The following is a 13,001-nucleotide window of genomic DNA, read 5'->3' as shown; positions in this document are numbered from 1 at the left end:
AAAAGGTTCCAGCCTTACTACGATGAATTGTACTTTTCGTTTTGTTGATTTTGCAAGACGTGTTCGAACATAATATATAATATAGAAAAGTTGATAGAGGAGAGGTTTAAATGTCTATACATGATTTCACGGTAAAAACACCAAAAGGGGAAGAAGTCTCATTATCGGTATACAAAGGACAAGTGCTCCTTATTGTTAACACAGCTACAAAATGTGGACTAGCTCCTCAATTTGAAGGGTTGGAGCGGCTATACCAATCTTATAAAGTGGAAGGCTTTTCAATATTAGGGTTTCCGTGTAATCAATTTATGAAACAGGAACCCGTTGGCAATAATGAGATGCAAGAAACGTGTAAGATTAACTTTGGAGTCACTTTCCCTCTTTTTTCTAAGATTAAGGTGAACGGTTCTGATGCTCATCCCCTGTATCAATATTTAAAACAAGAACAAAAGGGCTTGTTAAGTAATGAAATCAAGTGGAATTTCACAAAATTTTTAGTTGATCGGCAAGGGAATGTAGTGAAACGGTTTGGACCGAATATCTCTCCTGAAAAAATTGAAGATGATATCGTTGCCCTACTAAGATAAAGATAACGACATAAAGAGTTAATGCTCCTGTTCAAACATCGAATTGATATGAGAAAACGCCTTATTATCCAAAAGACAGCTTAAGAGCCTGTCTTTTTTGTTTTGATAACATTGTCGCATGCTATACAATAGAGGAAGTACATAATACAAAAAGGGCGGAAGTAGCAATGAGTATATTAATAGTTGAAAAGTTAACAAAGACGTATGGTGATAAAACATTATTTAATCAATTGTCATTTACGATTGAACCTAAACAAAGGATTGGGGTTATCGGAATAAATGGTACGGGTAAATCAACTTTATTAAAGGTATTAGCAGGGATTGAAGGAGCAGATAACGGGAAATTAATACATGCTAATGATTTTCACGTAGAGTATTTACCGCAGCAGCCGCAATTAGACGAGCAGCTCACTGTTCTTGAACAAATATATTATGGCGATTCACAAATTATGCGCACGATGAGAGCGTATGAGCAAGCAATGATTACTTTAGAACAGCAACCTAATAATGAAGAGCTACAAAAACAGTTTCTACGCTATCAGCAGGAGATGGATCAGGTAGAGGCGTGGGAAGCGAATACGTTGGCGAAAACCGTGTTGACGAAATTAGGAATTACAAATTTCACAGCAAAGATTGACACCTTATCGGGTGGACAAAAGAAGCGAGTTGCTATTGCTAAAGCATTAATTCAACCAGCAGATTTACTTTTATTAGATGAACCAACAAACCACCTTGATAACGAAACGATAGAATGGCTAGAGGGGTTTCTTGCACAATATACAGGCTCGTTAATGGTAATCACTCATGATCGCTATTTTTTAAATCGTATTACGAACCAAATGTTTGAGCTTGACCGTGGCAATCTGTATCAATACGAAGGGAATTACCAAACCTATCTTGAAAAAAAGGCGGAACGAGAGGAACAAGAATCACTGCAAGAGAGCAAACGTCAAAATTTATTAAGACGAGAATTAGCTTGGCTTCAGAGGGGAGCAAAGGCAAGGACAACTAAGCAAAAAGCACGAATCCAACGGGTTGAAGCTCTTAAGGAAGACAAGACTGAGACAATTGTACGCGATTTTGACTTCGCTATCGGATCGAAACGATTAGGGAATGATGTGATTGAGTTACAAGGTGTAACAAAACGGTATAATGAAAAAACATTAATTAATCAATTGGATTATTTAATTGTACCTGGGGAAAGACTCGGAATCATTGGTCCAAATGGAAGTGGCAAAACAACGCTATTAAATATTTTAGCGGGTCGAGTTCCTGTATCGGAAGGGTATGTGAAAATTGGGGAAACCGTAAAGATTGGTTACTATACGCAAGAGGATGAAGAGATTAATGGTGACTTACGTGTAGTGGAATATATAAAAGAAGTGGCTGAAGTTGTACATACTATTGATCATCAAGTAATAACAGCTGAGCAGATGCTTGAACGCTTTTTGTTCCCACGCTCCATGCAGTGGACTTATATTCGCCGACTCTCTGGTGGAGAACGTCGCCGGCTGTATTTATTGCGTGTTTTAATGACAGAACCAAATGTTTTGTTTTTGGATGAGCCAACCAATGACTTAGATACGCAAACATTAACGGTGTTAGAGGATTATTTAGAGCAATTTCCAGGTGTTGTTGTAACGGTTTCCCATGATCGATACTTTTTAGATCGTGTCGTCGATCATTTGCTCACGTTTGAAGGAAATGGTGTAGTTGAGCGTTTTCAAGGTCATTATAGTGACTATTTGGAGAAAAAGAGGCAGGAAGCGGCGATGCGTTCAGCTACTGAAAAAGTAGAAAAGGAACAGGTCAAAAAAGGACCAAGAAAAAAACTATCGTATCGTGATCAAAAGGAATGGGAAGGGATTGAAGACCATATTACGGAGCTTGAAGAGAAGCTCGTAAAAATTGAAGAGGATATTAGTAGTGCGGGAAGTGACTTTGGTAAGATACAGGATTTAATGAAGGAGCAGCAGAAGCTGAACGATGAACTAGAAAAAACGATGGAACGTTGGGAGGAGCTGTCGCTTTTAGTTGAGGAAATGGAGAGTTAATTGTTATAGACAAATCGATATGAGAAGACATAACAAAAAAAGATTAAGCCGTGTCTTAGCTTAATCTTTTTTTGTTATGTAGAGATCTGTTATAAAAAGGATAAAGAAAATTTCATAAAGATGATAGAAATTGATTGATTGTGATTGAAACTGATTGTATACTAAATTTTAAGAAAGATAAGAGGTGTTTTACTTGCTTACTTTTGAGCGTCAAGAGCGTATTCTTTCGCTATTAAAGGAAAAGTCAATAATAAAAATTCAAGAGATTGTAGAAGCTACCGGTGCTTCAGAATCAACAATTCGTCGCGATTTAACAGATCTAGAGACTGCAAGGAAGTTAAAGCGTATTCATGGCGGTGCGACATTACTGAAGAAAAAGCTAGAAGAACCAACCGTAGCAGAAAAAACAGTCAAAAACAATCAAGAAAAATTAAAAATTGCTGAAAAAGCTGCACAAATGGTCGATGATGGAGATTGTTTATTTCTTGATGCAGGTACGACGACAATTGAAATAATTCCTTACCTTAAGGGGAAAAATATTGTTGTTGTAACGAATGGTTTGATGAATATTTCAAAATTACTAGATGCTGAAATTGAAACACATGTAATTGGAGGCTACGTCAAGTCTGGTACGAGAGCTTTTGTCGGTAGAGGTGCTTTGCAAACGTTGGAGACGTTCCGCTTTGATAAAGCATTTATCGGGACAAATGGCGTTAGTATTGAGGACGGATTTACGACGCCTGATTCTCAGGAAGCATTTATTAAGGAAATGGCAATGAAATACGCAAGGGAGAGCTATATCTTAGCGGATCATACTAAATTTGGTGAAACCTCTTTCTCGAAGTTTGCCAAATTGTTAGAAGCTACGATAATCACGAGTGAGAAGGTTGAACAAGACTATTTAAATAAGCTAAGAGCTAAAACAACAATTGAGGTGGTTCAAGTATGATTTATACCGTGACCTTAAATCCTGCTGTAGATTACTTTATCCATGTTGATAAATTACAGCTTGGTCATGTAAATCGCTCAACATACGAAAATAAAGCTCCTGGTGGTAAAGGAATTAATGTTTCAAGGGTATTAAAACGTTTGGGACATCAAAGCCAAGCATTAGGTTTTATCGGTGGATTTACAGGTGAATATGTAAAAAATACGATTGAAGCAGAGGGTATTTTAACACGCTTTATTCAGGTGAAAGGTGATACGAGAATTAACGTCAAGATGAAAAGTGAAGATGAGACCGAGATAAATGGTAGCTCTCCATCTATTCAAGAACAAGATATTCAAACATTAACTGCCCAAATTAACCAACTTTCAGCTGATGACATTCTTGTTTTAGCCGGTAGTGTACCTAATAGTCTTAAAGAAGATATTTACAATGAATGGATTGTCGATGTTAAGGCTAGAGGGGCAGAGGTATTCATTGATACGAGTGGGCTACCACTAAAAAAAGCCATCGATGTTAAACCAACGTTTATTAAACCGAATCAGCATGAATTGGAAGAGCTTTTTCAAGTAAGTTTTGAAAAACCTGAGGATGCTATCCCCCATGTTCAACAGCTTGTTGATTTAGGTATTGAATATGTTCTCGTCTCTTTTGCGGGTGCTGGGGCTATTTTAGGGACAAAGGAAGCATTATTATTTGCGAATACGCCCAAAGGGGTCGTTCGTAATTCAGTTGGAGCTGGAGATTCCACAGTTGCTGGTTTCATAACGGCAAAGCTTGAAGGTCTTTCTTTAGAAGAATCCTTTAAATTTGCTGTAGCGACAGGTAGTGCTACTGCTTTCTCATCTGAGTTTTGTCGGAGGGAAGAAGTGTTAGCTTTAACAAAAGAAATAGAAATAACAACTTTAAGAAAGGGTGATTAAGATGAGAATATCAGAATTGCTTAAACGCGATACGATGCTTTTAGACTTAAAGGCAACGGAAAAAGAAGCAGTCATTGATGAGCTTGTCGATAAATTAGACAAAGCTGGTAGGTTAAATGACCGTAATGCTTATAAGGAAGCTATTTTAAAAAGAGAAGAACAAAGCACAACAGGAATAGGAGAGGGCATTGCGATTCCTCATGCAAAAACAGCAGCTGTTAAAACACCAGCGATTGCATTTGGACGCTCACAAAAAGGGGTTGAATATCAGGCGTTAGACAATCAACCGAGTTTCCTATTCTTTATGATCGCTGCATCAGAGGGAGCCAATAATGAGCATTTAGAAACATTGTCTCGTTTATCTACGTTCCTTATGGATGAAAACTTCAGAAGGAAATTAATGGAAGTGCGTACAGAGGATGACATTTTATCTGCAATTGATCAAAAAGAGCTTGAAGAAGGAGAAGAGCCACAACCTGATCTATCAGCACCGAATGATGGGCTACGCTTACTTGCTGTTACTGGCTGTCCAACGGGAATTGCTCATACGTATATGGCTGCTGATGCTCTTAAAGAACATGCGAAAAAGCTAGGTGTAGGAATTAAAGTTGAGACAAATGGTTCTGGTGGAATAAAGAATCGTTTAACAGCTGATGAAATTGAAAAGGCCGATGCAATCATTGTTGCAGCCGATACGAAAATTGAAATGGACCGCTTCTCAGGGAAGCCTGTTATTCAAGTAGGGGTCACAGATGGCATTCGTCGCCCACAGGAACTTATTAATCAAGCTCTTGAAGGCAAGGCTCCTATCTATAAAGGAGATGGGCAAGGCAAAAGAGAGGAAGGCTCGACAGGGAATCGTAAAGGCTTTTATAAGCATCTAATGAACGGTGTATCAAACATGCTTCCATTCGTTGTTGGGGGCGGGATTTTAATTGCGATTTCATTTATTTTTGGTATTGAGGCATTTGACCCAAATAGCCCAGATTATCATCCGTTTGCTGAAGCGTTAATGACCATTGGTGGTGGAAATGCTTTCGGATTAATGATTCCAGTTTTAGCTGGTTTTATCGCGATGAGTATTGCTGACCGTCCAGGCTTTGCTGCTGGTATGATTGGTGGTTTTATGGCAGCTACGGGTGGAGCAGGTTTCTTAGGTGGGTTAATCGCAGGTTTCTTAGCTGGTTACTTAGCTCTACTTGTAAAACAGGTTCTAGCAGGCTTACCACAGACACTTGAAGGAATTAAAACCATTCTTTTCTATCCGGTTCTCAATATATTCTTAACTGGTATAATTATGTACTATTTAATCGGTCCGCTTTCTGCTTTAAATACAGGAATGCAAAACTGGCTAAGTGGCATGGGAACGGCAAATATGATCCTTCTTGGTTTAATATTAGGTGGGATGATGGCTGTAGATATGGGTGGTCCAATTAATAAGGCTGCCTTTACATTCGGTATTGCGATGATCGATGCTGGAAATCTTGGTCCGCATGCAGCTGTCATGGCTGGAGGAATGGTTCCACCACTAGGAATTGCACTTGCAACAACGTTCTTTAGTCGTAAGTTCACAAAGCAAGAACGTGAAGCTGGAAAAACAAACTACGTGTTAGGGCTTTCCTTTATTACAGAAGGGGCAATCCCATTTGCGGCGGCAGATCCTGGCCGTGTTATTCCATCAATTATCGTCGGTTCGGCAGTTGCAGGAGCTTTAACGGCCATGTTCGGTATCGGATTACCTGCACCTCATGGTGGTATATTCGCTGCATTTTTTGTTGAAGGAAGTTTCTTAATGTATTTACTGGCGATTCTAATTGGTGCTGTTATTACAGCTGTTATGCTTGGAGTTTGGAAGAAAAAGACGGTTTAGGAAGCCACTGAAAAACCGCTTGAAGTCACTCTAGGAAGCAGCAATGGCTCCACGCGTTGCTTAGATGGCACAAAAAGGGAATTTGTTTCAAGGAGTGACTAAATAAGGGGGAAACCTTTTTAGTCACTCTTTTTTCATTAAATGACTTCTTTAAGGTTTGTATGTAGATCTTATGACGGTTCAGAAAAGTGAAACATCTCCAATCGAAAGCGATATTGGGGATAATCAAACAGCAAAAGAACTAGGATAAACTGATGTTACTACTACTATTACAAGGACATCAGGAACGAAGAATCTTTACCTTGTATTTAAAGATGGAGATATTCGAGTTGATAGCGTAAAAATGAATTAAAGATAGTAAAATAGAAATCGATTATTTAAAACAAAGTTTGATTAAAAACATCTCCTAAAGAACTGTTTAGGAGATGTTTTTGAATTGGATATTTATGTTAATATCGTTATAGAGATTGTGACTAATATGGAAACGCATTACTAATAAATAAATGGAGATGGTTCAATGTTGCCCTTATTTTTAACTTCTAATGGATTGTACGAGGACGATGTTTTTATAGAGTTATTGAAGGTTATAAAAGACCATAAAATTCAAAAAAAGATATGTTTTATAACAACAGCCATTAGAAAAAGTGATAGAGCTTTCCATCAAGACAAAACTAAAAATTTATTTAATAAAGCTGGTTTCAAAATAGTGGATTTTATAGACATAGAGGTAGATGATCCAAGTAAACTTAGAGAATATCCTATTGTATGTATTTTTGGTGGAGACCCATTTTTTCTTTTAGGACAATTAAGAGGTAATGGTGCTATTGAAATTATTAGAGAGTTACGAGAAAAAGGGCATTTTATTGTTGGTCACAGTTCTGGAGCAGCTGTTTTAGGCAAGTCTATAAGCCATGCACAACTGTTACATCCTGAATGGAATACAATAAACCTTGTTGATTTAGAAGGAATAGGATTAATTGATGGCGTTATACTACCACATAGCAATAGATACACGAAGAGTGAAGGATTAATTAAAGAGTATTTAGAAAAGAATCAATACAATATCATTAGAATTAATGACTATAAATACGAAATTGTTTAGTTGAGATAGATGGCAGTATTAGTATAAAAGAATATAAAGGGAGGGGTTTTTGAGATGTCTTTAATCAACCATTATTCTAACCAACTAGAGGGCATTAGCAAAACTTCTTTTAGCCCGTATAAATTCATTTAATTTTTCTCCATTCGTAATGAATGTGTTAGACTAAGGATGAAAAACCACTAGAGGTGTCATTTTGACTGAGAGAGGATGGTCCTCAACTCTTAGAACCTGATCTAGTTCATACTAGCGGAGGGAAGTGGTGATTGTCTAAGACTTTCGCCTATTTGAAGTGGCTCCTTCTTGTGGAAACAAAAGGAGAGATTTACATGAAACGTGAACGGTTAATTACAATGATTGAAGTAGCTGTTATGGCAGGTCTTGCACTTGTCTTAAGCTATGTAGAGTTCGGTGCTTTATGGGCGATGGGAGGCTCGATTTCCCTTGTTATGGTTCCTATTTTCGTTATTGCATTTCGTAGAGGCTGGAAGGTAGGTCTTGTAACGGGTTTACTAGTTGGTTTGTTGAAATTAATAACGGGAGGGTATGTTGTCCACCCAGTTCAGTTAATATTAGATTATCCGCTCCCTTACATGCTATTAGGCTTTGCGGGTTTGTTTGCTTCTGCAAAAGGTCTTGCACCTAAAATAGGTTCGTTAATAACCGGTTTACTAGTCGCAACAGTGCTTCGCTTTTTTAGTCATTATGCATCAGGTGTTATTTGGTTTGGTGAATACGCACCTGATGGTATGAATCCAAAGGTTTATTCTGTTTTTTATAATCTATCCTATTTAATTCCAGAAATGCTGATAACATTAGGAGTTTTAATACTATTGGCTAGATCATACCCGCAGTTTTTTATTGGATCAAAGAAAAATCCTCAATCGTCTTCAGCAGCTTAATTGGAAAGAGATGTTATGAACTTTCATGACATCTCTTTTTCATGATTTTAAAACATGTTATGCTCATTGTAGAATCGTTAACATCCGAGTTAATTCACCAAGTGGGAATGAATGAAAGTATTTCTAGGAGGGATGTAGCGTGCAAAGCGAAGAAACAAGACAGTTAATTGAGAATGTAATGGAAGAGTTATCTCAAAGACAGGGTTTTCTTGAGATAGAGGATGATCAAAAACGACGTTATGTTTGTGCCTCGGCAAAGGAAATCTTGAAAACAACTGATAAGGTCATAAAAAGTTACATAAGGGTATCAACTGAAAATAATGGCTTAATGAGAATCCCTGCTTATCGGGTTCAACATAATAATATTAGTGGCTTTTATAAAGGGGGCATTCGCTTTAGTGAGTTTGTCAACGAAGAAGAGGTAGAAAACTTGGCCATATTAATGACATTAAAAAATGCCTTACATCGACTACCTTTTGGAGGAGCAAAAGGGGGCGTTCATGTTGACCCGAGAAAATTTTCTGAAAAGGAACTAAATTTAATTAGTAAAAAATATGTACAACGTTTTGCAAGAGATATCGGCCCGAATCATGATATCCCAGCGCCGGACCTCGGTACAAATGAAAAAATCGTTGATTGGATGGTAGGTGAATATAAAACGATACATCCAGGACAAGCTTATTTAGGTTCATTTACTGGGAAGAGTGTTGATAACGGCGGGGCAAAGGGGAGAAGAGAAGCAACGGGTAAGGGAACCTTTCTAAGTTATGCTTGGTTGTTAAATGAGTGGCTAGGTGAACATGCCAAAGGTCAGGAAGTAAATCGGGAGTCCCAGTGGGAAACGGTACAAGATTTACGTGAACAGGAAAAACAGGGGAACGCAATCCGAGTTGCGGTTCAAGGCTTTGGTAACGTAGGGAGTGTAGCGGCATTAGAAGCATATAAATATAGCCCGATTAAGCATAAAGTTGTTGCTGTTTCTGATCGGTTCACAACACTTTATAACCACGACGGTTTAAATATTGAGAAACTTATTGAATTTACAAGAAAAGGTCGTGACTTACCTGCGAATCGTGATGAATTAGTAGCTGCAGGAATTGATGCAGAAGTGAAGCCTGTTAAAGCTGTGTTAACAATTGAGACTGATGTCTTAATTTTAGCGGCTGTTGAAAATCAAATTCTTGAAGAAAATATGAAGGAAGTACAGGCTAGAATATTAGTAGAAGGCGCAAATGCCCCAATTTCACTGGAAGCGGACCAGTATTTTGAGAAGGTGGGGAAAATTGTTGTTCCAGATATTCTTGCGAATGCTGGTGGTGTGATTGTTTCTTATTTAGAGTGGAAGCAAAGTCGAGTAACAGAATTGTATACTGAGGATGAAATTCTGACAGACATGTCGAAGCAGATGATCCAAACATTAAAAGCGGTCTATGATACGTATTTCTCGTCCGTCGAAAAAACAATGCGCTTTACGTGCTTCGCCCTTTCATTGGAGAGACTAACGAGCCTCCTATACAGACACGGCAAACTTTATTAGAGAGTTCATGCTCCCCGATCTTGGGAGCATGAACTCGAAGCTCCCCGATCTTGGGAGCATGAACTCGAAGCTCCCCGGTCTAGGGAGCATGAACACAAAGCTCCCCGGTCTAGGGAGCATGAAAGACACTCCCTGTACCTGGGAGCCAAATGTTTTTAAGAGAGAATGGACAGAAAGGGTCCCCTTTTGTTCATTCTCTTTCTCTTACTTACCAAAAATAGTATAATGAAACAAGAATTTGAGGAAGAAGGGAATAGTATGAATCCGGTTATTAAAAAGCTTCAATTAAAGGAACCTTCTAAACCGATTTTAATTGTTCAAGCTCCGAAAGAATATGAAGAAGTGATTTCGGCATTTGAGGCTGAGGTTCATCAATCGATTCAAATAGATAGCTATCCATTTATCCAAGTGTTTGGAATATCAATTGAGTCGTTACAAGAGGATGCAAAGAATGTGATAGATGTACTTGAAAATGATGGTTTGCTTTGGCTTTGTTACCCAAAGAAGTCATCAAAGGTGTATAAAGGCTCTGATTGTAGCCGTGATACGGTTGCCCCCTTATTAGCAGACTTTGGGTATGAGCCGGTTAGGCAGGTTGCCATTGATGAAGACTGGTCAGCTCTTCGCTTTCGTAAAGTAGAGCATATTAAGAAAATGACGAGGAAATTTGCTGCAACTGATGCAGGTAAAGCAAGAACTAAACATCAATCTGAATAATCAATTAAAGGAGAATCTTTTTTATGATTGTGGCCATGTACCAAATGAATATCGTTCCCGGAGACCCCGAAGCTAATAAAGAAAAGGTCGAAAAATGGGTCGAAACGATTTGCCATTCAAATGAAAAGCCGGACATTCTAGTTCTACCAGAAATGTGGACAACTGCGTATACATTAAGTGAACTTAATGTCTTGCTCAAAGCTGAGGGGGACGAGATAGAGGATTTTTTAAGTCAATTAGCAAAAACCTACGAAGTGAATATGGTTGCGGGTTCGATTGCTAAGCGGGAAAAATCAACGATCTTTAACCGAGCACTTGTGTATAATCGGAAAGGGGAGCTTGTCTATAAGTATGATAAAATTCACCTGGTACCCATGCTTGATGAGCACCTTTTCTTAACAGGAGGTCAAGAGAAAGTAACTACTTTTGAGTTGGATGGTCATAAAATGGGAGCTGTTATTTGTTATGATTTGCGCTTTCCTGAATTAGCTCGTCAGTTAGCACTTGAAGGGGCTGAGGTGCTTTTTATCTTAGCAGAATGGCCCGAGGCGCGTGCGACCCACTGGGAAATTCTGCAGCAAGCACGTGCGATAGAGAACCAATTTTATACGGTTTCCTGTAATCGCGTTGGTACTTACGACGGAGTAGAGTTTGCGGGACGCTCGATGATGACAAACCCTTGGGGAGAAGTGCTAGCTAAAGGCTCACAATCTGCTGAAGAGAGTGTTGTAGCATCCTTGGATTTGAGTCAAGTTGAAAAAATTCGTGAGGATGTTCCTGTTTTTAAGAGTAGAGTTCCACATTTATATAAGTAAACAAAGGATGCGAAATTTCGCATCCTTTGTTTTATCCCGATATTTTTTGTAACCTATCAATAAACCGTAATGATTTACCAGTGCCTATTGCGACGGATTCTAGTGGACTTGGAGCGAGATGGACGGGAACAGAAAGCTCTTCTGTTAACCAATCCTGAATCCCGTTTAATAATGCGCCACCTCCAGTTAAAATAACCCCACGGTCAACGATATCTCCACTTAGCTCTGGGGGGCAACTTTCTAAGGTTAAACGTATCGCTTCAAGAATTTGTAAAAACACTTCCTTCAAAGCCAATTGGAGCTCCGAAGAGGTTAATGAAATATTTTTTGGCAAGCCATTAACTAAATCACGGCCTCGTATTTCTGTTGTTAGTTCTTCGTGACGAGTAGGAGCATGTCCAATTTCAAACTTAAGTTGCTCAGCTGTTCGTTCTCCAATTAAAACATTATAACTCTTTCTTACATGCTGGATAATCATCTCGTCAATCTTATCTCCACCTATGCGAAGCGAGTTCGAAGTGACTACACCTCCAAATGAGATAATCGCAACTTCTGTTGTTCCTCCACCAATATCAACAATGACGTTAGCTGTCGGTTCCTCAACAGGTAAATTAGCGCCGATAGCAGCAGCGACAGGTTCTTCAATAAGATGAACTTGTTTCGCTCCGCACATTCTCACAGCATCCAATATTGCCCGTCTTTCCACAGAGGTAGAACCAGATGGTGCACAAACAATGACATTTGGTTTTCGAAGAGATAGTCCGAGTTTTTTGCTCGCCTTTTTCATAACTTCTTTAATCATTCTAGCTGTAATATCAAAGTCCGCAATGACACCATCACGAAGTGGGCGAATCGCAACAATATTTGTTGGTGTTTTCCCGATCATTCTTTTTGCGTCAATTCCTACTGCTAATACATTATTTGTTTCTGTATTTATCGCTACAACGGATGGCTCGTTTAATATGATTCCTTTTTCCTTACTGTAAACAATTAAATTTGCAGTTCCTAAATCAATACCGATATCAATGGTACTCCACATACTTTCAACAACCTTTCTTCCTGTCTAGTTGTAAAGTGTATCAAGTTGTTAAGAAGAAGAATAGTGACATTCCTCTTATCTTGTTTGTAAGAATGTAGAGGAATATGGGAGAATTTCAAACTGATAAGCAGGTAAATCGGTGTCTGTAAATCACTTAGAAAAGAATTAGGTACATCAAGATATGTCAAAAGAAAGAGAGGCTGTCCCAAAAGGTCAATGACCCCTTATGAGACACCTCTCTATAAATAGTAGATTTACTTATTCTCGTTATACATATTAGCTAGAATATGTGTTTTATAGCGTTCGATCTTTCTACCTTCTAGGTAACGAATCCCTTTTTCCTTCAATTTTTCCACATACCAACCTTTACTTCCGATATGCATATTTCATCCTCCTTTTCAAAAATAGTGCCCGAATAAAAGGAAAACGAGCAAGCGTAAGCGGCTCACTCGTTTTGTATTGTCGGAATCAGTGCTGATTGTAACATGAAAAAACTTGGCTATGAAAGGGGA

12 protein-coding genes and 1 riboswitch are annotated in these 13,001 nt (G+C 38.5%); of the genes, 10 read left to right on the top strand and 2 right to left on the bottom strand.

Translation table 11 applies throughout. The annotated features are described in order from the left end of the window. Window positions 1–110: 110 nt before the first annotated feature. From B1R93_RS07305 to B1R93_RS07260, 10 genes are all read left to right on the top strand, one after another. A complete protein-coding gene (locus B1R93_RS07305) occupies window positions 111–587 on the top strand; it encodes a glutathione peroxidase (protein WP_088103233.1) in 477 nt (158 codons plus the stop codon). 167 nt (window positions 588–754) lie between these two features. Continuing rightward, window positions 755–2,641: an ABC-F family ATP-binding cassette domain-containing protein gene (locus B1R93_RS07300; protein WP_088103232.1), complete on the top strand. Its 1,887-nt coding sequence runs from the start codon at window positions 755–757 to the stop codon at window positions 2,639–2,641. A gap of 193 nt (window positions 2,642–2,834) precedes the next feature. Beyond that, a complete protein-coding gene (locus B1R93_RS07295) occupies window positions 2,835–3,590 on the top strand; it encodes a DeoR/GlpR family DNA-binding transcription regulator (protein WP_088103231.1) in 756 nt (251 codons plus the stop codon). Further along, on the top strand, window positions 3,587–4,510 hold the full coding sequence (gene pfkB, locus B1R93_RS07290) for a 1-phosphofructokinase (RefSeq protein ID WP_088103230.1): 924 nt from the start codon (window positions 3,587–3,589) through the stop codon (window positions 4,508–4,510). Before B1R93_RS07295 ends, pfkB begins: the two co-directional genes overlap by 4 nt. A 1-nt stretch (window position 4,511) precedes the next feature. Beyond that, on the top strand, window positions 4,512–6,380 hold the full coding sequence (locus tag B1R93_RS07285) for a PTS fructose transporter subunit IIABC (protein ID WP_088103229.1): 1,869 nt from the start codon (window positions 4,512–4,514) through the stop codon (window positions 6,378–6,380). A 517-nt stretch (window positions 6,381–6,897) separates the two neighbouring features. Beyond that, window positions 6,898–7,482, top strand: a complete 585-nt coding sequence (locus tag B1R93_RS07280; RefSeq protein ID WP_088103228.1) for a Type 1 glutamine amidotransferase-like domain-containing protein — start codon at window positions 6,898–6,900, stop codon at window positions 7,480–7,482. A 171-nt stretch (window positions 7,483–7,653) separates the two neighbouring features. Then, window positions 7,654–7,754, top strand: a riboswitch (TPP riboswitch). Window positions 7,755–7,808: 54 nt separating this feature from the next. Beyond that, window positions 7,809–8,381, top strand: a complete 573-nt coding sequence (gene thiT, locus B1R93_RS07275; RefSeq protein WP_088103227.1) for an energy-coupled thiamine transporter ThiT — start codon at window positions 7,809–7,811, stop codon at window positions 8,379–8,381. A gap of 139 nt (window positions 8,382–8,520) precedes the next feature. Continuing rightward, window positions 8,521–9,918 (top strand): Glu/Leu/Phe/Val family dehydrogenase, encoded by a 1,398-nt coding sequence (locus B1R93_RS07270; protein WP_088103226.1) that lies wholly within the window; start codon window positions 8,521–8,523, stop codon window positions 9,916–9,918. A gap of 258 nt (window positions 9,919–10,176) precedes the next feature. After that, window positions 10,177–10,635 carry a DUF3052 domain-containing protein gene (locus B1R93_RS07265; protein ID WP_088103225.1) on the top strand — a complete coding sequence of 153 codons (459 nt, stop codon included), beginning with the start codon at window positions 10,177–10,179 and terminating at the stop codon, window positions 10,633–10,635. Between the two features lie 23 nt (window positions 10,636–10,658). Continuing rightward, the gene (locus B1R93_RS07260; RefSeq protein WP_088103224.1) at window positions 10,659–11,450 is read left to right on the top strand and encodes a carbon-nitrogen family hydrolase; all 792 of its coding nucleotides are present in this window, start codon (window positions 10,659–10,661) and stop codon (window positions 11,448–11,450) included. Window positions 11,451–11,481: 31 nt separating this feature from the next. Here B1R93_RS07260 and mreBH read toward each other — a convergent pair whose 3' ends face one another. Then, the gene (gene mreBH / locus B1R93_RS07255) at window positions 11,482–12,489 is read right to left on the bottom strand and encodes a rod-share determining protein MreBH (RefSeq protein WP_088103223.1); all 1,008 of its coding nucleotides are present in this window, start codon (window positions 12,487–12,489) and stop codon (window positions 11,482–11,484) included. Window positions 12,490–12,743: 254 nt separating this feature from the next. Continuing rightward, window positions 12,744–12,872 carry a YflJ family protein gene (locus tag B1R93_RS07250; protein WP_088103222.1) on the bottom strand — a complete coding sequence of 43 codons (129 nt, stop codon included), beginning with the start codon at window positions 12,870–12,872 and terminating at the stop codon, window positions 12,744–12,746. Window positions 12,873–13,001 lie beyond the last annotated feature (129 nt).

The organism is Halalkalibacter urbisdiaboli (genome assembly GCF_002156385.1).
Classification (GTDB): Bacteria; Bacillota; Bacilli; order Bacillales; family Bacillaceae_D; genus Halalkalibacter_A; species Halalkalibacter_A urbisdiaboli.
This window is presented reverse-complemented; position numbering and strand designations above follow the sequence as displayed.

Coding starts and splice junctions, on each gene's coding strand:
- B1R93_RS07300 (WP_088103232.1), top strand. CDS start 755: ATGAGTATATTAATAGTTGAAAAGTTAACAAAGACGTATGGTGATAAA.
- B1R93_RS07285 (WP_088103229.1), top strand. CDS start 4,512: ATGAGAATATCAGAATTGCTTAAACGCGATACGATGCTTTTAGACTTA.
- B1R93_RS07260 (WP_088103224.1), top strand. CDS start 10,659: ATGATTGTGGCCATGTACCAAATGAATATCGTTCCCGGAGACCCCGAA.
- mreBH (WP_088103223.1), bottom strand. CDS start 12,489: ATGTGGAGTACCATTGATATCGGTATTGATTTAGGAACTGCAAATTTA.
- B1R93_RS07280 (WP_088103228.1), top strand. CDS start 6,898: ATGTTGCCCTTATTTTTAACTTCTAATGGATTGTACGAGGACGATGTT.
- pfkB (WP_088103230.1), top strand. CDS start 3,587: ATGATTTATACCGTGACCTTAAATCCTGCTGTAGATTACTTTATCCAT.
- B1R93_RS07250 (WP_088103222.1), bottom strand. CDS start 12,872: ATGCATATCGGAAGTAAAGGTTGGTATGTGGAAAAATTGAAGGAAAAA.
- thiT (WP_088103227.1), top strand. CDS start 7,809: ATGAAACGTGAACGGTTAATTACAATGATTGAAGTAGCTGTTATGGCA.
- B1R93_RS07305 (WP_088103233.1), top strand. CDS start 111: ATGTCTATACATGATTTCACGGTAAAAACACCAAAAGGGGAAGAAGTC.
- B1R93_RS07265 (WP_088103225.1), top strand. CDS start 10,177: ATGAATCCGGTTATTAAAAAGCTTCAATTAAAGGAACCTTCTAAACCG.